This window comes from Moraxella sp. FZLJ2109 (assembly GCF_024296965.1).
Lineage (GTDB): Bacteria > Pseudomonadota > Gammaproteobacteria > Pseudomonadales > Moraxellaceae > Moraxella.
In genome coordinates this window covers 19,806-44,705 of sequence record NZ_CP101112.1, presented here as the reverse complement: position 1 = coordinate 44,705, position 24,900 = coordinate 19,806, and the positions used below count along the sequence as shown (strand labels likewise).

At 44.8% G+C, this 24,900-nt stretch carries 24 protein-coding genes; 18 read left to right on the top strand and 6 right to left on the bottom strand.

The annotated features are described in order from the left end of the window. Nucleotides 1–50 precede the first annotated feature (50 nt). The 3 genes from NKU06_RS00240 (at nt 51) to ttcA (ending at nt 5,213) form a co-directional block, all read left to right on the top strand. A complete protein-coding gene (locus NKU06_RS00240; RefSeq protein ID WP_254731427.1) occupies nt 51–1,199 on the top strand; it encodes a mechanosensitive ion channel family protein in 1,149 nt (382 codons plus the stop codon). A gap of 99 nt (nt 1,200–1,298) precedes the next feature. Next, entirely contained in the window at nt 1,299–4,094 is a 2,796-nt protein-coding gene (rlmKL, locus tag NKU06_RS00235) for a bifunctional 23S rRNA (guanine(2069)-N(7))-methyltransferase RlmK/23S rRNA (guanine(2445)-N(2))-methyltransferase RlmL (protein WP_254731423.1), read from the top strand. A 168-nt stretch (nt 4,095–4,262) separates the two neighbouring features. Continuing rightward, complete coding sequence (gene ttcA, locus NKU06_RS00230) at nt 4,263–5,213, top strand: tRNA 2-thiocytidine(32) synthetase TtcA (protein WP_371928027.1); 951 nt, start codon at nt 4,263–4,265, stop codon at nt 5,211–5,213. Between the two features lie 69 nt (nt 5,214–5,282). Here the strand turns inward: ttcA and NKU06_RS00225 are convergent, their stop codons facing one another. Then, on the bottom strand, nt 5,283–5,507 hold the full coding sequence (locus NKU06_RS00225) for a TfoX/Sxy family protein (RefSeq protein WP_254731417.1): 225 nt from the start codon (nt 5,505–5,507) through the stop codon (nt 5,283–5,285). 70 nt (nt 5,508–5,577) lie between these two features. Beyond that, nucleotides 5,578–6,048, bottom strand: coding sequence for a type II 3-dehydroquinate dehydratase (gene aroQ / locus NKU06_RS00220; protein ID WP_254731414.1), 471 nt, complete (start codon nt 6,046–6,048; stop codon nt 5,578–5,580). Between the two features lie 352 nt (nt 6,049–6,400). Between aroQ and NKU06_RS00215 the strand changes: the two genes are divergently transcribed. From NKU06_RS00215 to hemW, 4 genes are all read left to right on the top strand, one after another. After that, on the top strand, nt 6,401–6,607 hold the full coding sequence (locus tag NKU06_RS00215; protein WP_253223807.1) for a cold-shock protein: 207 nt from the start codon (nt 6,401–6,403) through the stop codon (nt 6,605–6,607). Nucleotides 6,608–6,835: 228 nt separating this feature from the next. Further along, nucleotides 6,836–7,264, top strand: a complete 429-nt coding sequence (locus tag NKU06_RS00210) for a hypothetical protein (RefSeq protein WP_254731411.1) — start codon at nt 6,836–6,838, stop codon at nt 7,262–7,264. 72 nt (nt 7,265–7,336) lie between these two features. Beyond that, complete coding sequence (locus NKU06_RS00205) at nt 7,337–8,587, top strand: DEAD/DEAH box helicase (RefSeq protein ID WP_253223805.1); 1,251 nt, start codon at nt 7,337–7,339, stop codon at nt 8,585–8,587. Nucleotides 8,588–8,590: 3 nt separating this feature from the next. Next, entirely contained in the window at nt 8,591–9,769 is a 1,179-nt protein-coding gene (gene hemW / locus NKU06_RS00200) for a radical SAM family heme chaperone HemW (protein WP_254731408.1), read from the top strand. Nucleotides 9,770–9,874: 105 nt separating this feature from the next. Here the strand turns inward: hemW and NKU06_RS00195 are convergent, their stop codons facing one another. After that, nucleotides 9,875–10,015, bottom strand: coding sequence for an entericidin A/B family lipoprotein (locus NKU06_RS00195; protein WP_254731405.1), 141 nt, complete (start codon nt 10,013–10,015; stop codon nt 9,875–9,877). A gap of 207 nt (nt 10,016–10,222) precedes the next feature. On the opposite strand from NKU06_RS00195, the gene NKU06_RS00190 reads away from it, so the two are divergent. Both NKU06_RS00190 and NKU06_RS00185 read left to right on the top strand, forming a co-directional pair. After that, nucleotides 10,223–10,777 carry a tRNA (cytidine(34)-2'-O)-methyltransferase gene (locus NKU06_RS00190; RefSeq protein WP_254731402.1) on the top strand — a complete coding sequence of 185 codons (555 nt, stop codon included), beginning with the start codon at nt 10,223–10,225 and terminating at the stop codon, nt 10,775–10,777. Nucleotides 10,778–10,802: 25 nt separating this feature from the next. Continuing rightward, nucleotides 10,803–11,150, top strand: coding sequence for a hypothetical protein (locus NKU06_RS00185; protein WP_254731399.1), 348 nt, complete (start codon nt 10,803–10,805; stop codon nt 11,148–11,150). 45 nt (nt 11,151–11,195) lie between these two features. Here NKU06_RS00185 and NKU06_RS00180 read toward each other — a convergent pair whose 3' ends face one another. From NKU06_RS00180 to tusD, 3 genes are read right to left on the bottom strand one after another with little or no spacing between them, the layout of a single operon-like run. After that, a complete protein-coding gene (locus NKU06_RS00180) occupies nt 11,196–11,507 on the bottom strand; it encodes a TusE/DsrC/DsvC family sulfur relay protein (protein WP_254731396.1) in 312 nt (103 codons plus the stop codon). A gap of 24 nt (nt 11,508–11,531) precedes the next feature. Next, a complete protein-coding gene (locus NKU06_RS00175; protein ID WP_254731393.1) occupies nt 11,532–11,837 on the bottom strand; it encodes a hypothetical protein in 306 nt (101 codons plus the stop codon). Between the two features lie 9 nt (nt 11,838–11,846). Beyond that, nucleotides 11,847–12,236, bottom strand: a complete 390-nt coding sequence (gene tusD / locus NKU06_RS00170; RefSeq protein WP_254731390.1) for a sulfurtransferase complex subunit TusD — start codon at nt 12,234–12,236, stop codon at nt 11,847–11,849. Nucleotides 12,237–12,418: 182 nt separating this feature from the next. On the opposite strand from tusD, the gene glnE reads away from it, so the two are divergent. From glnE to NKU06_RS00125, 9 genes are all read left to right on the top strand, one after another. After that, nucleotides 12,419–15,247 carry a bifunctional [glutamate--ammonia ligase]-adenylyl-L-tyrosine phosphorylase/[glutamate--ammonia-ligase] adenylyltransferase gene (glnE, locus tag NKU06_RS00165; RefSeq protein WP_254731387.1) on the top strand — a complete coding sequence of 943 codons (2,829 nt, stop codon included), beginning with the start codon at nt 12,419–12,421 and terminating at the stop codon, nt 15,245–15,247. Nucleotides 15,248–15,457: 210 nt separating this feature from the next. Continuing rightward, a complete protein-coding gene (locus NKU06_RS00160) occupies nt 15,458–16,390 on the top strand; it encodes a branched-chain amino acid transaminase (protein ID WP_254731384.1) in 933 nt (310 codons plus the stop codon). Between the two features lie 99 nt (nt 16,391–16,489). Then, on the top strand, nt 16,490–16,672 hold the full coding sequence (locus tag NKU06_RS00155; RefSeq protein WP_254731381.1) for an oxidoreductase-like domain-containing protein: 183 nt from the start codon (nt 16,490–16,492) through the stop codon (nt 16,670–16,672). Between the two features lie 70 nt (nt 16,673–16,742). Continuing rightward, complete coding sequence (cas3, locus tag NKU06_RS00150) at nt 16,743–19,283, top strand: CRISPR-associated helicase Cas3' (RefSeq protein WP_254731378.1); 2,541 nt, start codon at nt 16,743–16,745, stop codon at nt 19,281–19,283. 195 nt (nt 19,284–19,478) lie between these two features. Next, on the top strand, nt 19,479–20,123 hold the full coding sequence (gene cas5c, locus NKU06_RS00145; protein ID WP_254731375.1) for a type I-C CRISPR-associated protein Cas5c: 645 nt from the start codon (nt 19,479–19,481) through the stop codon (nt 20,121–20,123). Further along, on the top strand, nt 20,120–21,907 hold the full coding sequence (gene cas8c, locus NKU06_RS00140) for a type I-C CRISPR-associated protein Cas8c/Csd1 (RefSeq protein ID WP_254731373.1): 1,788 nt from the start codon (nt 20,120–20,122) through the stop codon (nt 21,905–21,907). Before cas5c ends, cas8c begins: the two co-directional genes overlap by 4 nt. Before the next feature lie 5 nt (nt 21,908–21,912). Further along, nucleotides 21,913–22,764, top strand: a complete 852-nt coding sequence (gene cas7c, locus NKU06_RS00135; RefSeq protein WP_254731370.1) for a type I-C CRISPR-associated protein Cas7/Csd2 — start codon at nt 21,913–21,915, stop codon at nt 22,762–22,764. Nucleotides 22,765–22,790: 26 nt separating this feature from the next. Then, a complete protein-coding gene (cas4, locus tag NKU06_RS00130) occupies nt 22,791–23,444 on the top strand; it encodes a CRISPR-associated protein Cas4 (RefSeq protein ID WP_254731367.1) in 654 nt (217 codons plus the stop codon). Between the two features lie 24 nt (nt 23,445–23,468). Further along, the gene (locus NKU06_RS00125; protein ID WP_254731364.1) at nt 23,469–24,851 is read left to right on the top strand and encodes an ATP-dependent endonuclease; all 1,383 of its coding nucleotides are present in this window, start codon (nt 23,469–23,471) and stop codon (nt 24,849–24,851) included. Nucleotides 24,852–24,900 lie beyond the last annotated feature (49 nt).

Genomic DNA, 24,900 nt, shown 5'->3' with positions numbered 1-24,900 from the left:
GTCTTAACACCAATTGCTGTAGTTGATTTTTGTCGATGGATGTGCCCGCTATGAATGCGTCGAATATTGCACAATTTTTTGAAAAAATATTAAGGGAATTATACCAAAATATCTATTGGTTGCTTGGTGGTTCGCTCGATGATAAGACGCTCAACTGGGCAAAGCTTGGCTTGTCGATACTGGCCACAGGCATTAAAATCATTATTTTGCTTGTGTTGATTGGCTTTATTTATTGGCTGCTTGTCTATGCTATCAAGACAGTGCGAAAGGCGTTTGGCTTACCGCATCGCTATGCGCGCATTGCTCGCGTGACTTTGCGCTATTTGTGGTTTGTTACCAGTATTTTGGCGGTGCTGTCGCAGATTGGCGTGCGGGCGGACACCATTAAGGCAGGGGCATCGGCGGCAACTTGGGCGGGTTTTTATTATGCACTGTGGGCTGCCAGTGGACAGATGGTCAGCAGTGTGCTGAAGCATTATGATCTGAATGCATCGATTGAGCAACTTTTAAAAAACTTATTATTAGTACTTATCTTGGTGCTTGCCTTTGCCACCGTGATGGCAAAATTCGGCTTTGATATTTTCTCAATCGTTGCAGGTCTTGGTATCGCAGGTCTTGCGGTGGGTTGGGCGTCCCAAAGCACCCTTGCCAATTTCATCGCAGGGATTGTGATTTTGGTGGAGCAATTTTTCCAAGTTGGCGACTGGATTCGCTTGGGTGATAAAGAAGGTCGCGTGGTGAAAATCTCGCTTCGCGCCACGCAAATCCTAGATCGCGACAACATTATCATCATCATTCCAAACTCAGCAGTGGCATCGTCTGAAGTGGTGAATTTGACTTCCAAAAAAATGATCCGCTTCGATGTCAAAACGCGCATCGGGCTACATGCGGACATCACCGCTGCGCGCAGTGCGATTATTAAAACTTTACAAAAAGATGAAGTGGTGCTTAAGCATCCTGCGCCACTTGCCACGGTTGATAGTATTGGTGAATCGGGGATTAATCTGATTGTGCGTTTTTGGGTTGCGCCATTATCGGTTGCGCGCATCCCTGTGATTAAAGAAAATATCAACGAAAAAATCAAGCGCGCCCTTGATGACGCAGGCGTCGAAGTGCCGTATCCATATATGAAGCTTGTGATGAGTGATGAAACTAAAGGCAAGCTGCTACACACCGATGAGTTGATGGACAAAAATTAAGCAGCCAAACCACCGATTCACTTGGTGGTTTTTTATCGTCGAAATCACAAAGCTGTGCTATAATGGTGCGTTTGACTTCGACTGAAAATTTGGATCGTTATGACTGCGTCTGCTACCACTTATTTTGCCAATCTGCGCGCCTTTGACCCAAGCGCATTTCACCTTGTCATCACTTGCGCTGATGGGCTTGAGCCTGCGCTGCTGATCGAGCTTGATAGCTTTGGCATGACAGGTGAGATCTTGCGCGCAGGGCGTGTGCTGGTGCAGACGGATTTGACAGGTTTGTATCGCTTGTGCCTTTATAGTCGTGTGGCAAGTCGCGTGCTTTTGCCACTTGGCGAGTATTATTTTAAACAAAAACTTGATAATGGCAACGAAGTTCTGAACGAAGATGTGCCTGAAGCACTGTATCAATTTGCTAGCCGTATCGATTGGATGGCGCTGTTTGGCTTAGATCACCGCTTCGCCATTCGCCTAAGTACCGATAAGCGACTGACGGTCAATCAGCAGTTTGCTACCTTGCGTATCAAAGATGCCATTGCCGATACTTTCAACCGTGCGTTTGGCGCGCGTCCTGATGTCGATGCCAAAGCCCCCGATTTTCAGATTTTCGCCGCTGCCAATAATAAATTTGCCGAACTGTTCCTTGATTTATCAGGTACAAGCTTACACCGCCGCGGCTATCGCATCGCCAATACTGCTGCGCCTTTGAAAGAAAACTTGGCATCAGCCCTGCTGTACGAATGCGGCTGGCACAAGGGTGAGTTTGATGCCATCATCGATCCGATGTGTGGTTCGGGTACTTTTATCATCGAAAGCCTTCTGATGTGCGCCAACTACCCTGTGGGACTGGATAAAGCAGCGGATGAATTTGGCTTTTATTGCTGGCAGCATCATGATGAATATTTGTGGGATCAGATGGTCGCCAAAGCCACGCAAGATTTTCATGATAATTTAGAAAAACTACAAAATGAGCAGCTGACCGTCATTGCCTGTGATGCCGATGCCTATGCGGTGCAAGCGTGTCATAAGAACTTGATGGCGTCAGGCTTATCACTGATTTTATCTAAGGTGCGCCTTGAGCAGCGTGCGGTGGCGACATTGGGTGATGTGCTGAGCGATATCACTGCCAAATCAGCACTGATCATCAGTAATCCACCTTATGGCGAGCGACTGGGCGACAGTGATTTTATCAAGCCCTTGTATCAAGGCTTGGGGCTAAAATGCGTCGATGGCTTGCGCGCAGCAGGTGTGGATCATGCCTATATGGCGGTACTGGCAAGCCATGTCGAGCACGCCGATACGCTACCAATCACCGAGCCGAATACTTTACGCTGTCACAACGGCGCACTGACGGTGTATTTTCGCCATGGTCAGCTGAATTTGGTAGCCTTGCCAAGCATTATCCGTGATTATGAGCGTCGTGAAGTGCTGATTGATGATGCACAAGAATTTATCAATCGCCTGCAAAAAAATGTAGTCAATCTTAAAAAACAAGCTGCCAAAACAGGCGTAACCAACCTGCGCGTCTATGATGCGGATTTGCCCAATTTCAATGTCGCCATCGATGTTTATGGCGATAAAATCCATGTGCAAGAATACGCACCGCCTAAGCAAATCCCTACTGATGTCGCCAAAGCGCGCTTTAATCTGGTGTTGCACGCGGTGCGTGAAGTCTTTGGTGTATCGCGTGAATCGATTTTTATCAAGACACGCGCGCGCCAATCGGGCAATGAGCAATACACCAAGAATGAAAACAGCAAACGCCACAAGCTGTATGTTGCCGCCGAAAATGGTGCGTATTTTTATGTCAATTTTACAGAATATCTTGATACTGGTCTGTTCATCGACCATCGCAATATGCGCGGACTTGTCAAGGCGGCAAGTCGTGGCAAACGCGTGCTAAATCTGTTTTCTTATACCTGCTCAGCCAGTGTCCACGCTGCAATGGCAGGGGCGAAGAGCGTGACTAGTGTCGATTTGTCGGGTAATTATCTGGATTGGGGCAAGCAAAATTTCGCCCTAAATGGCTTGGTGCTCGATGCTCAAATTGAAGATAGGTTAAAATATCAGTTCATCGCAGAAGATACCTTTGAATGGATTAAGAATAACACCGAGCAGTACGATGTCATCTTTATTGATCCGCCAACCTTCTCAAATTCTAAGAAATTTAAAGGTACTTTTGATGTGCAGCGCGATCATGTGGCACTAATCAATCGCGCGATGAACCGCCTATCTGCGGGTGGCGTACTGTATTTTAGTAATAATTACACGCGCTTTGAGATTGACGAGAGCCTGACCAATCGCTATGAAGTTGTGGACATTACCCATAGGACCATCGGCTTTGATTTTGATATCAAAAAACCAATTCATCAAAGCTTTGAGATTCGTCACAAAAACGCCATCAAATCCGCCTTGGTAGCTGATAATGAGCCAAGCCGTATAAGTGGTGATTTTAAAGATAAATTTGATAAACAATTGGATAAATCAGCGGATTATGCAGGCGAAAAATCACGCAGCTTTGGCAAAGATGGCGATGGCAAACGCACGGATAAATCGCGCTTTGATAAAACTGACAAGCCGAATCAAGGCAAAAGCTTTGCTAAGCGTGATGATAAATTTACCAAAAAATCAGCTGACAAACCAAGATTTGATAAAAAACCAGCAAACAAAAAGCCGTTTGATAACAAATCATTGAATAAAAAATCAGCCGACGCTCATCCAAAAACTGTGCAAAAACATGAGCGTGCATTGGATACGACAGGTGCCAAGCGTGTGTATGTCAATCCAAAACTTGCAGGCGCAGACACGCTTGCCAAAAATCTGCAAGATAAGATTGATACCAAAAATGATACAAGCACCACTTCGCGCTATCAAATTAAATCTAAAAAATAAATTTATTGTATATATAGGTAAGCCATGACCACTCATATCGAAGAAATCGACAATCAAGAACAACAAACTTTGCACAGCGTGCTATCGGGTGCGGATATTAGCCTTGATGATCATGAAGAAGAGCTTGATGATCATGCGGACGATGCTCGCCATGAATTCGATGATGGCATCAAATCTGCACGCTTTAAAAAGCTACAAAAGAAAATCCGCAAGGAAGTTTCTTGGGCGATTCGCGACTTTAAGATGATTGAAGATGGCGATGTGGTGATGGTCTGTATCTCGGGCGGTAAGGACAGTTTTACACTACTTGATATTTTATTATTCCTAAAGCGTATTGCGCCGATTCACTTTGATGTCGTGGCGGTAAATCTTGACCAAAAGCAACCTGGTTTCCCTGAAGATGTGCTGCCAAAATACCTATCAGAGCAAGGCATTCCTTACTATATTCTAGAAAAGGATACTTATAGTATCGTCAAATCTGTCGTCCCCGAAGGCAAGACCTACTGCTCGGCGTGCTCTCGCTTGCGTCGTGGCTCATTATATGGTTTTGCTAAACAAATTGGTGCAACCAAAGTGGCGCTAGGTCATCATCGTGATGATATTTTAGCGACATTTTTCCTAAATTTATTCCATGGGGGCAGTCTAAAAGCCATGCCACCAAAACTATTAAGCGATGATAAACAAAATGTCTTGATTCGTCCGCTTGCCTATGTCGCCGAAAAAGACATCATCAAATACGCCAATTATAAAAAATTCCCAATCATTCCGTGTAATCTGTGCGGCTCACAAGAAAATCTGCAGCGCGCGATGATTAATGAGATGCTGCGTGAATGGGATAATGCACATCCAAAACGCTTGGCAAGTATGTTTAAAGCCTTGCAAAATGTCGCGCCAAGTCAGCTAGCTGATCGTAATTTGTTTGATTTTGAAAATCTGCAATTGGCACGCACGGATGATGAGCGACTGTTTGAAGGTAATAATATCCAAGTGGGTGTGAGTGATAAGCTTAATCAAATGGGCTTGCCAACTAATCCTCTGGTGCAGACTTTTAACCCAAAATTTGCCAAAGAAGACGACAAAAAAGACAATAAAATCCCTGTGATTAATCCGTTGTTGTAATTTATTTTGCACATTAAAAAGCTAGGTATCAAAACCTAGCTTTTTATTTTGCTTAAAATATTTAACCGTTTAAAACTTAAGCTTGGCTGCAATCACCGCCATCAGCTCATCACTATCATCGATCAAGCCATCATCGATTTTAACATAGTTCATGGCAACAGATTTGCCTTGTCTTTGATAGGTAAATGGCGTGTCAGTATCGCTGATTTGTGAAGTTTTGATAAATATTTGATGGTCTTTATCAATAATGGCGAACATTTGCCCGTTTAAAAATAGGCAATGCTCGCCGAACATTTTGCGAGATGAGATTTTCCCCAAGGGGCCCAAGCTATCGCACAGATACTCTACAAAATCATGCATTGGTTTAAAATGACTGATTTTTAAAATATTGCACAAACCAATCCAAAGCCATCTCATAGCCCAAATCACCCAAGCCGCAAATCACACCAACTGCTTTATCTGAAAAATAAGAATGCGTGCGAAACGGCTCGCGTGCATGGACATTGGACAGATGCACTTCGATAAATGGTTTATTCAATGCTGCTAAAGCGTCACGAATGGCGACCGATGTGTGTGTAAAAGCAGCAGGATTGATGATCACGCCATCAATCGGCGCGGCGGATAACAGCCCAACTTCACCGATGAAATCAACGATCGCGCCTTCGTGATTGGACTGAAAACAAATCAGCTCAATGCCATCTGCCTGCGCTTTTTTGATAAGCCTATCTTCGATATCTTGCAATGTGGTATAACCATAAATCTCAGGTTCGCGCTTGCCAAGTAGGTGCAGATTTGGACCGTTAATCAGGGCGATTTTTTTGGGTAGTCGGTTCATGGGTTTCTCTTTAACAGTTGCAATCGGTGATTTTATTGTAGTGGATTTTGTACAACTTTGCATTAAAATATTTTATCAATACTATCGAAAAGCATAAAATAAGTTTTTCAAAAAGTAAATGATGATTATTTTTTATCGTAAAACTTGTATTGGTTTTGTAAACCATGTATTATACGCATAATGGCTTTTGCTGTTAAGTTATATCAGTGGCACTTTGTTGTTAGGGTTGTAAGGGAATTTTTTTGCTAGGGATCCGAGCAAGTATAATGGCTGTGAACATTTGCTAAGTTGCCATCGCTCATACCGTCCATCATTCACAGGATTTTCGTGATGGCTACATAAGGAAATTATCATGTCTAAAGAACAAGGTACCGTTAAATGGTTCAATGATGCCAAGGGTTTTGGTTTTATTCAGCGCGCAACCGGCGAAGATGTGTTTGTGCATTTTCGTGCGATCCAAAGTGAAGGTTATCGCTCTTTAAAAGAAGGTCAAGCAGTTGAATTTGTCGTCACCGAAGGCGATAAAGGTCTGCAAGCTGAAGAAGTGGTCAAGCTATAATCAAAAGCTGAGCATTTTGCTGTAAATTTGGTATTTTTACCGTGCAAAACTCGTCTTAATTTCAAGGCGAGTTTTTGTTTTGTTAAGCAATCATTGCAATTGTGACTTGGCAAAGGGCGGGGCAATGTGCGATAATGTGAATGAGTGTCACCTTTGTTTGGGTGGCGAAATTCACCCGATGAAGTGATCAAAATAAGATCGCAAAAAATCATACAAAGGTAGATAACAATGAAAACTGCGGTAAAATTATTGGCGACAGCGGCACTGCTTGCAAGTAGCACTTTGGCGATGGCAGCAGATAAGCCAGCCAAAAAAGACAGTAAGCCACCATTTACGCCAGAAGAGATTTCAATGTTGCAATTTTGCGACTCATCATCATTTGGTCTGGTGCTACTTGCCGATATGCGCCAACGCGGTCTGAGTAAAGCGGACGCGACCAAAGAGCTTGATACTGTGATCAACGCCATCAATAACAGCACTGAAGATAAAGAAGTTGCCAAGCAATTGGGCGATTTTTGGAAAATGAACATCGATGGTATGTGGGAAACCAAAGTGTATGATACCGATGCAGATAAGCGCGGCTTCGTGCAAGCGGTTTATCAACAAAGCATGGGTACTTGCATCTCTGATCTGAAAAAAGGCGGATCGGCCAACTAATCCAAGCGGCTGTCCACTGGGCAGCCCATCTTTATTGTTATAAGACTAATTTTGACCACGCAGCCAGTTTCCATGTCGAAAGATTCAATGAACGCCACCACTGATTTTGCAAACGCTCCTGAGCCAAACATCGAACAGGGCATCGAGCCAAGCGCCTTTGTGCAGTTTGAAGATCTACCCCTGTCAGCATCGACGCTAAAAGCCGTCAAAGCACTGAATTTTGATCGCTTAACGCCGATTCAGTCGCAGATTTTGCCGCATACTTTGGCAAATCAAGATGCCATCGGGCAGGCGCAGACAGGTACGGGCAAGACGGCGACTTTTTTGATTACCATCATTGAGGCACTGCTCAAGCGACCATTTGCCAAAGATGAAAAGCGTTATTTGGGCGAGCCGCGCGCCTTGATTTTGGCACCGACGCGTGAGCTTGCGCAGCAGATTTTGGCAGATTGTCGTGAGCTGACGCGATTTAGCGAGCTGTATAATCTGTGCATCACAGGCGGTGCGGATTTTGATAAGCAAGCTGAGCAGATCAATAAGCGACCGCTGGATATCCTAATCGGCACACCGGGGCGGATTATTGACTGGGTGAATAAGGGCGTGCTGTTCCTTGATCGCGTGGAAGTGTTTGTGCTTGATGAAGCGGATCGTATGCTGGATATGGGCTTCATCCCTGATATTAAGCGCATTGTCCGCCATATGCCTGCCAATACCGACCGTCAAAGCCTGCTGTTTTCGGCGACTTTTAACCAAGATGTGATGAATTTGGCTTATCGCTGGCTGTATCATCCTGCCTTTGTCGAGATTGCGCCCGAGTCGAAGACCAATACCGCGATTGATCAGCAGTTTTATCTATTGACCGAAAAAGAAAAAATGAGCGCGCTGCGTCAGATTCTTGCCAATCCTGATGTCACCAAGGCGATCATTTTTGCCAATCGCAAAGATCAGGTTAAGCGACTGTACGATAATCTGCGCCGTTATCATGAAGTGACCATGCTCTCAGGTGATGTTGCGCAGCAAAAACGCGAACGCTATCTGCAGCGATTCAAAGATGGTGAAGTTAATATCTTGGTTGCGACCGATGTTGCTGGTCGCGGCATCCATGTTGATGATGTTAGCCATGTGATTAATTTCACCTTGCCTGATATGCCTGATGACTATGTGCATCGTATCGGACGCACGGGGCGTGCAGGGCATAAGGGCGTGTCGATCAGCTTTGTCAGTGAAAATGATGCGTTCAACTTACCTGCACTTGAGTCGCATATTGATATGAAGTTTAAACTCAATCAATTTGAATTTGACAACAGCAGTGACGAAGCTTAATCCATGATTCCTGAGCTTGAGCTGCTGCCATCGCGCATTCCGCTGTCGCTGTACATTCATGTGCCGTGGTGCGTGAAAAAATGCCCCTATTGTGATTTTAATTCGCACGCAGCAGGGCAGGATGCGCCATTTGCTGAGTATGTTGATGCACTGCTAGCAGATGCGGTAAGTCAAGCGCAATATCTGGCAAATCGTCAAATCAGCACAGTATTCATCGGTGGTGGCACGCCATCGCTATTGCCTATCGATGAGATGGTGCGATTATTCGCAGGTCTTCGTAAGATTTTGCCATTTGCAGATGATTGTGAAATCACTCTAGAAGCCAATCCTGGTACGCTTGAGCACGCACCTTTTGAAGAATACCTCAATATTGGTATCAATCGCTTATCCATCGGCGTGCAGAGCTTTGATGCTGATGCACTGAGCGTACTTGGGCGTATTCATAATCCCGATCAAGCCATTCATGCCATTCAGGCTGCTCGCGCGGCAGGTTTTCGCCGTGTGAACTGCGATCTGATGCATGGACTGCCGCAGCAGACGGCAGATAAGGCAGTACATGACATCACGACCGCGATTCATGCTGGCGCAACGCACATCTCTTGGTATCAGCTGACCATCGAGCCAAATACTGCCTTTTATCGCGCACCGCCTGATCTGCCTGATGAAGAGATGATGGATGCCATCGAAACCGCTGGGCGAGATGTACTGACCAAGCACGGATTTGATAATTATGAAGTCAGTGCATGGGCGGGGCAAAATGATACGCCGTGTCGGCACAATCTGAACTATTGGCAATTTGGCGACTACCTTGCCATCGGCGCAGGGGCGCATGGTAAAGTAACGCTGCATGGGCATGATGGGCTGAGTGATGGCGTGTATCGTTTCCAAAAATCACGCCTGCCTAAAGATTATCTTAATTATACCGATGCACCTAAGATGGTGAACTTCGAGCCTGTGGCAGCGGAGAATCTACCCTTTGAATTTATGATGAATGCCTTGCGCTTGCGAAATGGCGTATCGACACAGCTGTTCGAAGAGCGCACAGGGCTGTTTGTCAGTACCATTGATAATGAGTTGATGCCACTACAGCATCAGGGTTTGATGGTGTTTGATCCGCTGATTTTAGCGCCGACGGCATTGGGCTTTCGCTATGTCAATCATTTGGTGAGTCAGTTTTTATAAAATGCGCTTAATAATATACTGGTGTTAAACAAATAAAAAACTTGCCTTGATGATATTTCAAAGCAAGTTTGGGTGCTGAAATTAAGTGTAATTTATAATCGTAAATTACAGCTTGTTTTCAACTTTTTCAGCGGTATTCGAAACAGCTTCACCAGTTTTTGACACATCTTTGCCAAATCCCTTGACGGTGTTACAGCCAGTCAATACGACCAATGCTGCCAAAGAAGTAATCAGTAACTTTTTCATCATAGTATCCTTATGGTTAATGTGTTTTGGCAAATGCACTGCAGATGACGGCAGTGGCATTCACGCTTTTATCTTAACGAAGTTTTTGGCTTTTGACCAGTCATTCATCGTTTATTTTACATTAAATTACAATTGAAATAATCAAGCAAGATTTTGTTGATTATAATAACCGAAATACTTTCAATAAAAATCGCCTACAGAGCATTTATGTCAAATTCAGTCGATAACCCCTTGATTCATATCGTTTTATTTTCGCCAAGGATTCCCAATAACACGGGCAATATCATTCGCTTGTGCGCCAATACAGGTGCAAGCTTGCATTTGGTTGAGCCGCTTGGTTTTGAGCTTGATGATACCAAGCTTAAGCGCGCTGGGCTTGATTATCATGAATATGCCAATCTGCAGGTGCATGGCGATTGGGCGGCGGCAAAATCTGCACTACGGGCGCAGGGCGTGAGTCGATTTGTGGCGATGACGACCAAATTCAGCCGTCCATTTTATGAGTATGATTTTGGGCTGAATAATCAAAGTGACGCGCGCGGTATCGCTGTGGTGTTCGGTTCGGAGACTGACGGCTTGCCTGATGATGTGCGTACTGATATCGGCGCGGAGAATTGGTTGAGATTGCCGATGTTGCCACAGTCGCGCAGCCTAAATCTTGCCAATAGCGTGTCGATTTGTCTGTATGAAGTTTGGCGGCAGCTTGGCTTTGTTGGTGATGTGGGTGAAAGCGTTGGTTATCATAAGCCGACATCAAGATAACTCATTGAATTTATAAGGAAAAACCATGCCACAAGTGATCATTGAATTATCAACCGCGGTGGATTGCATTGAAGCTCAAGTGCTACACTCGGTCAATCGCGCGCTTGGCGAGAGTGGGGTGTTTCACCTGCATGACATCAAATCACGCCTATATAAGCCAGAGTACCAAAATTGGAATTTGGTCGGTGATGGACGGGGCGATCAGGCGTTCGCCTATGTCAAAGTCGCCATCATGCCAGGGCGTAGCGATGAGATTAAAGCAGATCTTGCCGAGCGCGTGATGACCGCACTCAAATCAACCCTTGCTGCCAAAAACCCAACCATGCAATACGGCGTGGAAGTGGTGGATTTGATGGGGTATTTGAAAGGTTGATTGCTTTAAAAGGCTTGCTACTATTGTGTTTGTGATGATTGATTATCACAAGCAATTCGGCGGTTTTGGCAGGCCTGCAATGCGATTGACATGACGCGCAACCAAGCCTGTATTAAACAGTGTTTGTAGTTTTTGATTGCTAATCTCAAGCTCGGGCAGGGTAGCCATCAGATGCTTGATTAAAGGGCGTGTGGCAGGGCTATGATGATAAGTCTCAAAAAAATCCCGCACCGCAAGCAAAATCTTATGATGCTCATCGGTCAGCTGCACTTCCAGCGTATCGGCAAGCGTCTGGGCGACATCCGCTGTCCAGTCTTCATGATTCACTAGATGTCCATCATCATCAAGCTTTAGCATTATTTTTCCTTCATTAATCAAAATTTAAAAATTCAGCACGGTATCATAGTCTGAGATGATGGTGGTATCTGCTGTCAGCACTGCTTGGATTTTTTTATCAAGTGTATCAACTGCATTGCTAAACTGATGATAGGCAAGTGGCATATCGTACAATTCAAGCGACTGCACCATACCAAATAATCGGCTATTTTCATTTTGTAATACTATTAAGCTATCATTCATAAAATTAAGCTGTACTTGATGATCAAAAGTCGCCAAAGTCATCGCAAGGGCAAGGGCTTCATAACAAATCAGCTCACTATCACTGCCAATATTAATTAAAAATTTCATCATCACTCCTTAATATTGCACCACGGCAGTTTCATCATCGATCAAGAGCGCAAGCTCAGATAGACCCACTAGCGTAAATGGTACAAGCAAATTATCACCATCTAGACTGTGGCGTTTGGCATTCTCAGCATCGGTGATGCCGCGCGCTAGAGCTGTGCTGACACAGACAGGCAGTGACAGATTGTGGCTTTGGGCAAGATTCACCCATTCAGTAGCAATGCTTGGCACATCGGCGGTTTGCCACATCAGGCGATTGGCAGTATATGCACCGTCACCATAGAAGAATACCGCGATATGCTCGCCCTTTGCTAAGCGGCTTTGGGCGTCTTGTAGTGCAAGCTTTGCCTTGTGGCTGTGCGGATTTGTGGTGATTAGGATTAGTGTTTTTGATGAAGTCATAAGATTTTATGATATAATGGGTTTTTTAAGATAAATTTGTCAGATTGGCTGTATTATAACGCAAATTTTGTTGTAAAATAAGGGCGTATTGATAAATCATCGGTTGATTTTGTGCTTTGGTGGTGCTTTATCGGCATTCACAGCACAGATGGCGGCGCAAAGATAAGGAATGGAATGCAACAATGAGTTCATTTGACTTTATACCCAATGAAGAGCAGCTAAATATTTTGGCATTGGCAAGTCCATTTGCCAGTCAAATTTACCAAAAGCACACCGCACAGGCGCAGGCTTTTTTGGGTGAGTTTGGTTTTGGCGTGCCGATTGATCGTGCTGGTTTTGATATGCTGGTGCGCCGCTTTGTTGGGCTTGGTACGACTTATTATCTGGATGCGATCAATGAAGCGATGGTGATGCAAGGCTTGCGTGATTTGCGCAAGTTTTTGATGCTTAAATGGATTTGGCAAGATGCGCTGTCGGTGATCAGACTTGAAGATTTGACCCGCGAGCTGTCGGATTTTGCTGATAGCTGTATCAGCTTTTCCAAAGATTTTGTTTATCATAAATTATCAATACGCTATGGTAATCCGATCATTCGCCGCAAGATGAAGACGCTCAAAGATGAGCTTGCCATCATTGCTATGGGTAAGCTTGGCGCAAGAGAGCTGAATTTATCGAGCGATATTGATTTGATTTTTGTGCATATTGACAATGGCGATACCGACGGCAAAAAGTGCATCGACAGCCATAAATTCATGCGTGATCTTGGGCGTGGGATAATTAAGCTTTTGGACGAAAACACCGAGCATGGCTTTGTGTTTCGTGTCGATATGCGTCTGCGTCCGTGGGGCGATGGTTCACCATTGGTGCTACATTTACAAGCGCTTGAGAAATATTTCAATCAGCATGGGCGCACTTGGGAGCGGTTTGCATGGCTAAAATCGCGTGTGGTCAATGACATCAGCGATGAGTTCGCCACACAATTACGCCAAATTACTAAAAACTTCGTTCATCGTTACTACATCGACTACAGTGCATTCAGCGCACTTCGCGAGATGAAAGCGATGATTATCAATCAGCAAACACAGCGTCAAGACCTTGATAATGTCAAGCTTGGCGTCGGGGGTATCCGTGATATTGAGTTCATTGTGCAGGCGTTTGCGCTGATTTATGGCGGTCATCATGTGCGTATCGCTGAGCATCCTGCCTGCCTTGAGTGCTTGGCGGTGCTGATTGAGCTTGGTTATATTGATAAAGAAGAAGGACGGCAGTTGGGCGCGGCGTATCGCTTTTTGCGCCGACTTGAGCACGCCATTCAAGCGCGCCACGATCATCAGACGCAGCGACTGCCGAGCGATGCCGATGAGTTGTTAGCAGTGGCACAGACCTTGGGCTTTGAGTCGGTGACATCGTTCCGCTCGGTGCTGGATGCGCATCGTCAAAATGTAAGCCGTCCGTTTGGGCGCATGGTCACTGATCGTCAATCGCCTAAGCAAGAGAGTTTAAACGCCAGTGAAATCACAAGCTCACTGCACGAAAGCCTTGGCGATGATGCGATGGCAAGTCTTGAGCGGTTTAAGCAGTCGCGTCTGGTAGCGACGCTCGATGATGTGTCCAAAGAGCGACTCAATCAAGCTTATCCGATCATTTTGCACGCGCTTTTGACCCATGCGCAGCTTGATGGCGTGGCGTCCGCGATGGCAGCATTGCCACGACTGATCAGTCTGCTTGAAGCGATTTGCCGCCGCTCGATTTATCTAGTGATGCTGACCGAAAACCCTGATGCCACCGTGCGACTCATTCCGATGCTTACGGCCAGTCCTTGGATTGCCAAAGAGCTGGCACATTATCCTGTACTACTTGATACTTTCTTACAAAAACGCTATCTGCATCTGCCGGATAAGAGTGAACTGACCGATATTTTACGCCAAAGCCTGCTTCGTGTTGAGCCTTTTGATGACGAAGGGTATTTGTCAGCCATTCGCCTATTTAAAAAGACTCAAGTACTGGCCGTAGCAACCGCTGATGTATTGGGGCTTCGCCATATCATGAAGGTGTCAGATAGCCTGACATTTATCGCTGAAGTGGTGCTTGAGTCGGCGTTGTATCGAGCCTTTGATGAGCTGACAGCCAAGCACGGCTTTCCGCTACTCCAAAATGGCGAGCGAGCAGGTGCGGACGATTGTGGCTTTGCCATCGTTGGCTATGGCAAGCTTGGTGGGCTTGAGATGAGTTATGCGTCTGATTTGGATTTGGTGTTTTTGCATCGCATCGATGAAAAGGGCGAAACCGATGGCGATAAGCCAATCAGTGGCATGAAATTTGCCGCACGACTGATCCAAAAGCTGATGACCTATCTGGCCACCCAGACTCGTGATGGTCGTGCTTATGAGATTGACACTCGCTTGCGTCCGTCGGGCAATGCTGGCGTGCCAGTGATTTCTACCCATGCCTTTGAGATGTATCAAAACGAAAAGGCTTGGGCGTGGGAGCATCAAGCTTTGGTGCGTGCTCGTGGCTTGATTGGTGATGCAAAAGTCTTGGCAGAGTTTGATCAGATTCGCAAACAGGTGCTTACCACTTTGCGCGATAAAGCACAAGTGCGACTTGATGTGATTGAGATGCGACAAAAAATGCAAACCCATCTTGGCACCAAGCAAAACAGTCGTGATGGCGATCATGAGCAGTTTCATCTCAAGCAAGATTTTGGCGGCTTGGTGGATATTGAATTTTTGGCACAGTATATGGTGCTTAGCCTGTCGCATGAGTATCCGACATTGGCGATTTGGCCGGACAATGTGCGTATTTTTGAAGAAGTGGGTAAGGCAGGCATTTGGGATGTGTATCGCTGCGAGCGACTGACCCAAGCTTACTTGGATTTGCGTAAAAAAACGCATGAACTTGCCTTATCCGAACAAAAAACCATCGTCAATGATGAAGAGTGGCATGAGCTTCGCCGTTTTGTGCGTGATGTGTGGCAAGATGTCTTGGGTGTTGCCGAAGAATCATCATAATGGCGTATTAATCCACCTATGGCGATTGGCAGGTTTTGGCGATAAACTGTATAAAAAAATCACTAAATTTGCCATCAAAAAAGCGTTACAAATTAATCTAACAGTGCTATAATCCATAACATTTAGATGGTTAGTAGGCTTGCGTACAAACTTTTGGTAAACTGACTGAACGCAAGCCTGCCAAGAAGTTCACAAAATAAGGAAACGACTATGAGCATGGCAACCCAACAAGGTAAACTATGGCTAGATGGTGCTTTGGTTGAACAACCAGAAGCAAAAGTTCATGTACTGACTCACAGCTTGCATTATGGCTTGGCGGTATTTGAAGGCGTTCGCGCTTATCAGACACCTGATGGTCGCACGGCGATTTTCCGCCTACAAGAGCATACTGAGCGTCTCTTAAATTCAGCCAAAATCTTTCAGCTAAACTGCACTTACAGCTTTGATGAGCTATGCCAAGCCCAAAAAGATGTCGTGCGTGAAAATGGTTTGGCATCAGCCTATATTCGCCCGCTGATTTGGGTTGGTTCTGAAAAACTGGGCATCGCCGCCAAAGATAACACCATCCATGCAGCTGTCGCGGCATGGCACTGGGGTGCGTATCTGGGCGAAGATGGTATCAAAAACGGTATCCGTGTCAAAACTTCAAGCTACACGCACCATCACCCGAATGTCACCATGTGTAAAGCTAAAGCGGCCAGCAACTATCCTGTGTCTATCCTAGCCAACCAAGAAGTGACACGCAATGGCTATGACGAAGCGATTTTGATGGATCCACAAGGCTATGTCTGCCAAGGTTCGGGCGAAAACCTATTCTTGGTAAAAAACGGTGAACTACACACGCCTGACTTGGCAGGTGGTGCACTTGACGGTATCACTCGTCGTACGATTATCCAGTTTGCCCAAGATTTAGGCATCAAGGTGGTTGAGCGTCGCATCACTCGTGATGAGTTCTATTTGGCAGATGAAATCTTTATGACTGGTACAGCGGCAGAAGTAACGCCAATCCGTGAATATGATGATCGCACCATTGGTAACGGCGGTCGTGGTCCAATCACCGAAAAACTACAAACGCTATATTTCGATGTGGTGCAAGGTCGTAATGAGCAGTACAAGCACTGGCTTAGCTTTGTGGATGAATAATCTGCAAAGTCATTTGGCTTGCAAGCGCTCAAATCCATGCGGGTTTGGGCGTTTTTTTATGGAAAATTTTGTTATAATGAAACAAAAAAGGAGTCAACAATGAGCGAAACTCAAGTATTTAATGAAGTATTATTGCCCAAGCCTGACTATCCTGAAGACTGGGAATGTTGTGGGAGTGAATGTGGGGATTTTTGTGTGTATGAGATTTATCAGCGAGATAAGCAGGCGTATGATGAGCAGCAGAGAAGGCTTGAGCAATTCAAAGCTATGCAAGGAGTGTAAATCAATAAGCTAGGCTGACTTGGTTGCCTGATTGGTGAATTAATTGTAAGTCAATGAAAAGAGGCTTTGTATGGAAAATAGGCATATCGCGCATATTCGTCATGATATACAGGGAAATTGGTATGTTCATGCTCTGCAGGATCATCTGACCAAAGTTGCTCAGTTGGCGGTCAGATTTGCAGGCAGTCGGGGTGCGTTGTTTGCTCATTATGCAGGGTTGTGGCATGATTTGGGCAAATTTCAGCAGGTTTTTCAAGAATACATCAAACAGGCGACAGGATTTGACAAAGAAAACGCTCATCTTGAAGATGTAGAAAGTAGCAAGCCTACCAAACGCCCCCATTCTACTGCAGGAGCAAAGTACGCCACCACCCATCTTGATCCGTTATTGGGACATCTATTGGCGTATTTGATTGCAGGTCATCATGCAGGGCTTGCAGATTGGCATGATAAGGGTAGCCTAAAGGATAGATTGCAACAGGCGGATGATGAGCTCTCTGCTGCTCTTGCTGGCGTAGCACAATCGCAAGGGGCAAGCGAGTTTTTGCAATTTGACGAAGGTGAACTGGTTGCTCAGCTTGAGCAGATTGTCGCTCATAGTGATGATGTATTGGGCGAACTGCATATTTGGATACGTTTTTGGTTTTCGTGCCTAGTGGATGCTGATTTTTTGGATACCGAAAGCTTTATGCATGGCTTTGATAATGCTGATGACGCCAAAAAAGCCGGTGTTCGACCAAGTTTTGAGACACTAAATGAGCTGCATCATCGCTACGAGAATTTTATGGCAGCCCTTGCCAACAATGCTAAGCCATCGGCATTAAACCAAGAGCGTCAAGCCATCTTGGAGCAATGCTTTAGTGCTGCTACTTTGGAGAAGTCGCTGTTTAGCCTGACTGTACCAACGGGGGGTGGCAAGACTTTGGCAAGTCTGGGTTTTGCACTCAAACACGCTCTGAAATTTAATAAAAAACGCATTATTTATGCCATTCCTTTTACCAGTATCATTGAGCAAAACGCCAGCGTATTTCGTCAAGTCTTGGGTGATGAAGCGGTGCTTGAACATCATAGCAATCTTGAAGTGGCACAAGGGCAAGAAACCGCCAAAAACCGACTGGCTAGCGAAAATTGGGATGCGCCTTTGATAGTTACGACCAATGTGCAGTTTTTTGAAAGTCTGTTTGCTACACGCACCAGTCGCTGTCGCAAAATTCATAATATTGCTGATAGTGTGGTGATTTTGGATGAGTCTCAGCAAATTCCCAGAGAGTTTCAAAAGCCAATCACAGATATGATGCGTGTTTTGGCAAGGGATTTTGGGGTGACATTTGTGCTGTGTACCGCCACCCAGCCAGAGCTTGGCAAGGAAGTGGATGCCTTTGGGCGAATGGATATGCAGGGGCTAGATGGTGTACATGAAATCATCCTTGATAAGACAGCCTTAGCAAAAAAGCTACAGCGTGTACAAATTCATCTGCCTAAGATAGACGCACCCAAGCAGACTTGGCAACAGGTCGCTCATGATATTGCCAATCATGACTGCGTACTGGCGGTGGTCAATACTCGCCGACACGCTCGTCTGTTGTTTGAAGCTTTGCCCGATGATGGTATTAAGCTGCATTTATCCGCCAATATGTGCGCCACCCATCGCACCCAAGTGGTTGCCCTGATACGCTATTATTTGCAAGTTTATCATCAAGGTAAGCTAGCCAAGCCTTTGTGGGTGGTAAGTACTCAGCTGATTGAAGCAGGCGTGGATGTGGATTTTCCTGTGGTGTATCGAGCGATGGCAGGCTTGGATAGTATCATTCAGACGGCAGGTCGGTGCAATCGAGAAGGTAAATTGCCTAAGCTGGGTGATGTGGTGGTATTTCGGGCAGAGCAGGGTGCTCCCACAGGCAGTCTAAAACAAGGACAAGATATTACCGAAGAGATGCTTACGGCAGGACTATTAGCAGACCCCTTGTCGCCACAGACATTTAGTGAGTATTTTCGCCGTTTTCGTGCCAAAGGCTCGGTAGATAAATACAAAATTACCGACGATTTGACAGCGCAAGTCTCAGAACAAAATCCTTTGGCAATCAAATTTCGCACCGCTTCAGAGAAGTTTCGTTTGATTGACAATCAAGGTGTGGCATTGGTTGTGCCGTTTGTGCCATTGGCTTGGCAGGATGGCACTCCAAAAATTGTAGAAGCCACGCAGTTGTCAGAATTTTTTGAGCGATATTTGGCAAATCAACCCATACAAACATGGCAATCAGTGCTTGATGGGTTGCGATACCAGCCCCAAGATGGCCAAAATGTGGATTGCGCTACTTATGCCCAAGATGGCTTTGAGTTTCAAAGTGGCGGCGTGCAGAGCTTGGCGTTGCCTGAGCCGTTTGAGACTTGGTTTAGTTATTTACAAAGCGACCCACTTAAGCACAAATGGGTCTATCGCAAATTGCAGCGCTACACCATTACTGTATATGAGCATGAATTGGCAAAATTGCCCAAAGGGGCGGTTTTTGAGCGAGCGGGCTTATTGGTGTTAGATACGGGATATTATGATGATAAGTTTGGATTGATGACAGATGATAGCGTCCTATCACCAAGTGAGTGTGTCTTATGATAAACGCCCCTAAATAGGGGCGTTTTGTCTTGTAGATTTAAGACATGGTATCATAGTTTCAACACACAACCACGCAAAGTGGTTGATTGGATAATTATCCAAGTTGCTTATTATATCAAATTTGTCAGCAGAGCACTTGACTTAAAAATCAAAATTATTTATTATGGTTTCATAGAATAGACAAAAGGAGAATACATGAGTTTTATCCTAGAAATCAGTGGTGATTTTGCGTGTTTTACACGACCTGAGCTCAAGGTGGAGCGGGTGAGTTATCCTGTCATTACCCCATCAGCAGCACGCAATATCTTGATGGCGATTTTGTGGCGTCCTGCCATTCGTTGGCGAGTGCTGAAGATTGAAATCCTAAAACCTATTCAATGGGTAAACATACGCCGCAACGAGCTAGGCACTAAGATGAGTGAGCGTAGTCAAGGGGTGTATATTGAAGACAATCGTCAACAGCGGGCGTCTATGCTACTCAAAGATGTCGCTTATCGTATCCATGCCGATTTTGAGTTGACTGATGAAGCGGGCGAAGCTGACAACCGCACCAAATTTGTGGAGATGTTTCGCCGCCGAGCCAGTCGGGGACAGTATTTTCATCAGCCGTATTTGGGCTGTCGTGAATTTGCCTGTGATTTTAGGCTGCTTGAGCGTGCCGATGACGGCTTGCCACGAGAAGCAATTACCCAAGATTTTGGCTTGATGCTTTATGATATGGATTATAGTAAGTCTGCACCACGAGACTCCAATCATGCCGAGCCGATGTTTTATCATTGTCGGGCGGTTGATGGGGTGATTGTCGTGCCAGCACGAGACAGCGGGGAGGTTTTGCGATGATTTTACACGCATTAACCCAATATTATCAGCGGATGGCAAGCTTAGGCGGGGATGTTGCCCCCGAAGGCTTTGAATACAAAGAATTGCCCTTTATCATCGTCATTGATGAGCAGGGTAAGTTTGTTCAACTTGAAGATACTCGAGAAATTCAGGGTAAAAAGAAGGTCGGACGCAAATTTTTAGTACCCAAGGGGCTTGGGCGTAGTGGTGCTAAGTCCTATGAAGTGAGCAATATCTTATGGGATCATTATGGCTATGTGCTAGGCGTAGCAAAGGAAGTAGATGGCGTTGCCAAAAAAGACCCAGAGCAAATTGCCAGCGAAGTCGCCAAAAATCAAACCTTGGCGGACAACCAACATCATAGCTTTATCAAAGCGGTAGATGAGCTACATCATGCCATCAGCGATGATGTGGGGGTGCTAGCGGTCAAGCGGTTTCTGGCAAATGCTGATGAAATCAACAAGGTTGTTCAGTCGGATAATTGGGCGGAGTGCTTTAAAATTAAAGGGTGCAATCTAAGTTTTCGCTTGGTAAGTGAAGTGCGTGATTTGGTTTGCCAATCAAAAAGTGTGCAAGCTTATTTATCGAGCCAAAAACAAGAAACTAGCACCGCAGGGCAGGCGGGTATTTGTTTGGCAACAGGACAAAAAACCACCATCGCCCGCTTGCACAATGCCATCAAGGGAGTGAATGCCAAACCTTCGCCATTTACTTCGGTGAATTTGTCAGCGTTCGAGTCCTACGGCAAACAGCAGGGATATATTTTTCCTGTGGGTGAGCAGGCGATGTTTGAATACACCACAGCGTTAAATATGCTATTAGATAGCGATAATCGCTTTCGTGTTGGGGATGTGACAGCGGTATGCTGGGCTCAAAAACCAACGCCGCTTGAGACCAAAGTATCTATTTTGATAAACGGTATCAAAGACAATCCCAATGCTCATATTGATGAAGTCAAGGGGCTTTATAATAGCTTATACAAGGGCGTGTATAAAGAACCAAATGCTAAAGACAAATTTTATGTGCTTGGACTATCGCCCAACTCTGCTCGTATCGTGGTGCGGTTTTGGCATGAAACGACAGTGGCGGCATTGTCCGAAAACATTGCCACATGGTATGACGATTTACAGATGGTGCGTGGCGAAAACTCACCCTATCCGCCTTTTATGCCATTGCCACGCTTGTTGGGCAATTTGGTGCTAGATGGCAAATTGGAAAATCTCCCCCCTGATTTGATTGCAAGCGTGACCCAAAGCGTATTGAATAACCGCCCTTTGTCGGTAGGACTGCTCCAGCTGGCATTGCGTCGCAACAAAGCAGAGCAAAAAATCACGCATGGGCGAGCGTGTCTGATTAAAGCTTATTTAAATCGTGCTGTCCGTTGTGGCAGTTTATCACACATCAAGGAGCTTGATATGAGTTTGGATAAATCTCGTGAAGATATTGGCTATCTATTGGGCAGGCTATTTGCTGTGCTTGAAAAAATCCAAGAAGAAGCCAATCCTAACCTAAACGCCACCATCGGCGAGCGGTATTTTGGTTCGGCAAGTAGTACACCGATTTCGGTATTTGGCACATTGATACGCTTATCAAAACATCATTTGGCAAAGATTAGCAATATCGGTAGACGAGTAAATTTAGAAAAATTGCAACAAGAAATCATTGCCAAGATTAACCAATTTCCAAGCCATTTGAATATCAACCAACAAGGGCTGTTTTCTATTGGCTATTATCATCAAAAACAAGATTTTTATGTCAAATCTACTGACGCTGACAAGGAGTAATTCAGATGACTATCGAAAAACGCTACGATTTTGTATTTTTGTTTGATGTGCAAGACGGCAACCCAAATGGTGACCCTGATGCAGGCAACTTGCCACGCATTGACCCAGAAACAGGCATGGGGCTGGTGACCGATGTCTGCCTAAAACGCAAGGTGCGTAATTTTGTGCAGATGACCCAAGATGCCCAAACGCATGATATTTTTATCCGTGAAAAGGGGATTTTGAACCAACTGATTGACGAAGCACACGAGCAAGAAAGTGTCAAAGCCAAAGAAAAAGGCGACAAAACCGAAGCAGCACGCCAATATATGTGCCAACGCTACTATGATATTCGCACCTTTGGGGCGGTGATGACTACAGGTAAAAATGCAGGTCAAGTGCGTGGCCCTGTTCAGCTGACCTTTTCACGCTCTATTGACCCGATTATCACGCTTGAGCATAGCATCACTCGTATGGCAGTAACCAACGAAAAAGACGCCAGCGAAACAGGCGATAATCGCACAATGGGGCGTAAGTTTACTGTACCTTATGGATTGTATCGTTGTCATGGCTTTGTGTCGGCTCATTTTGCTAAGCAAACAGGCTTTGGCGATGATGATTTGGCACTATTGTGGCAGGCACTTATCAATATGTTTGACCATGACCATTCGGCAGCTCGTGGACAGATGACGGCTCGTGGGTTGTATGTGTTTGAGCATAGCAATAGTTTGGGCGATGCTCCTGCCGATAGTCTATTTAGGCGCATTGCGGTTGCCAAAAAAGCAGGCGTGGATACCGTGCGTAGCTTTGATGACTATGTGGTAACGGTTGATGATAGCAATCTAGGGGCGACAACTTTACACCGCCACTTGGGTTAATTGTGCTTGATTGATGGTTTTGACTTATGGTTGATATGCCAATTAATCTAGCAACACCACAAAGCAGAGAGCAAAGACCTATTTTGCTCTCTGCTTTGCAACACTATGCTTTTTGCCCACGCCAATGTGCGTTAATTCACAATGAACAAGCATGGGCAGAAAACTATCTGACTGCACAAGGTCAAGCCTTGCATAGGCGGGTGGATAGCGGTGAGCCCGAAACTCGCCAAGGTGTGCGTTTTGAGCGTAGCGTGCACGTATCTGCCGACAAATTGGGGCTAAGCGGTGTTATTGATATGGTGGAATGTGAATTATCCACAGGGCGACTGTATCCTGTGGAATATAAGCGTGGCAAGCCAAAACCCGAGTCGTTTGATGAAATTCAGCTATGTGCCCAAGCGTTGTGCCTAGAAGAAATGACAGGGCAAACCATCAGCGAAGGGGCGTTGTGGTATATGCAAACTCGCCATCGTGTACCAGTGGTGTTTACCGATACGCTAAGAGAACAAACACTCACTGTGATTCATCAAGTCAAGGAGCTGTTGGCAAATGGACAAACGCCATTGCCTAATTATGACAAACGCTGTAAGGCGTGCTCGCTCATAGAGCTATGTCAACCAAAGCTGTTGGAGAAGGATAGGTCGGTGGGGTATGTGGCGGGGTTGTTTGATGATAAGTAAATTTCACTATGGGGATATAAGAAAATGTTTTTAAGAACTATGAAAATAGTGGGGTATAGAGGTTTTCAGCAAGAACAAAAAATTAGTTTTGCTACTCCAAAACAAGATGGTATTGAAGGTAGTGGGCTTACGATTATTACTGGCTCTAACAATTCTGGAAAATCTTCAATTATTGAATGTTTGAGAGCGAGAGAAGGGTATAACCCACCCAGCTTTCCAAATGGAGTCAGAAATAATTTGATTGACAAAGTTGAGATTGAGTATCTATTTGATGAACGCCAGGAAATTTTGATGTCGGTGCACAAAGGTTCTAGCGAGACAAAATTTGAGGGAGAAAAGTACGAGAAGAAGATTTTTGTTGTTCCATCTAGGAGGGCTTTTGAACCATATTTTCACAAATCCGAAGTAAATAGAGAAACCTATATCCTAAATACTGCATTTCAAGCTAAAAGAAGCTCATTATTAGATCAGTTTTCATATAGATTGTTTTCAATAGAAAAAGATGATGGGACAAAAAAGGAATTTGATGATATTTTGGAGAAAGTCTTAGGTTTTAGACCCGAGTGGGCTATTGATCAAAATGAAATGGGGCAGTATTTTTTAAAATTCACATCTGGTCGGAATAGTTATTCTAGTAATGGAATGGGGGAGGGTATTGTCAGTATTTTTGTCATTGTTGATGCCCTGTATGACTCACAACAAGGTGACATTATTGTCATAGATGAACCTGAACTATCTTTACATCCATCACTGCAAAAGAGGTTGAGTAAACTTTTTGTTGAGTATGCAAGAGATAGACAGATTGTCATATCAACGCATTCTCCTTATTTTGTTGATATTAATGCCTTATCTATGGGAGCGGCTTTGGCAAGAGTTATCTCTAGTGATGAGGGGACAAAAATTTATCAGCTATCTTCAACTTCAACAGCTTTAATTCCAAAACTGGCAGAGGGTAATTTGTATAATCCACATACATGGGGATTGGATGCTCGTGAATTCTTTTTTCAAGAGGATGGAATCATTCTTGTAGAGGGGCAAGAAGATGTAATCTTATATCCTAAAATTGCTGAGCAGTTAAATAAAAAATTGCAAGGAAGTTTTTTTGGATGGGGAGTGGGTGGTGCTGGAAATATTCAATATTTATGCAAAATTGCAAAAGATTTAGGGTTTGATAAAGTAGCTGCCATTTTAGATGGAGATAAGAGAGAAAATTTTGAGAGTTTGAAAGAACAGTTTCCCAAGTATGGTTTTGAAATTATTCCTGCTGATGATATTAGAACAAAACCCGCACGCGATGCGGTTGCTGAAAAACAAGGTTTATTAAATAAGGACAAAGTCCTTCAAGAACATTATCGTGATGATATGAGTAAAATATTTGATAGCTTAAATGAATATTTTGAAAAGTGATAGTAAATATAGGTGTTATTATAAAAACTTTTCAAGTAGGTGTAATCCG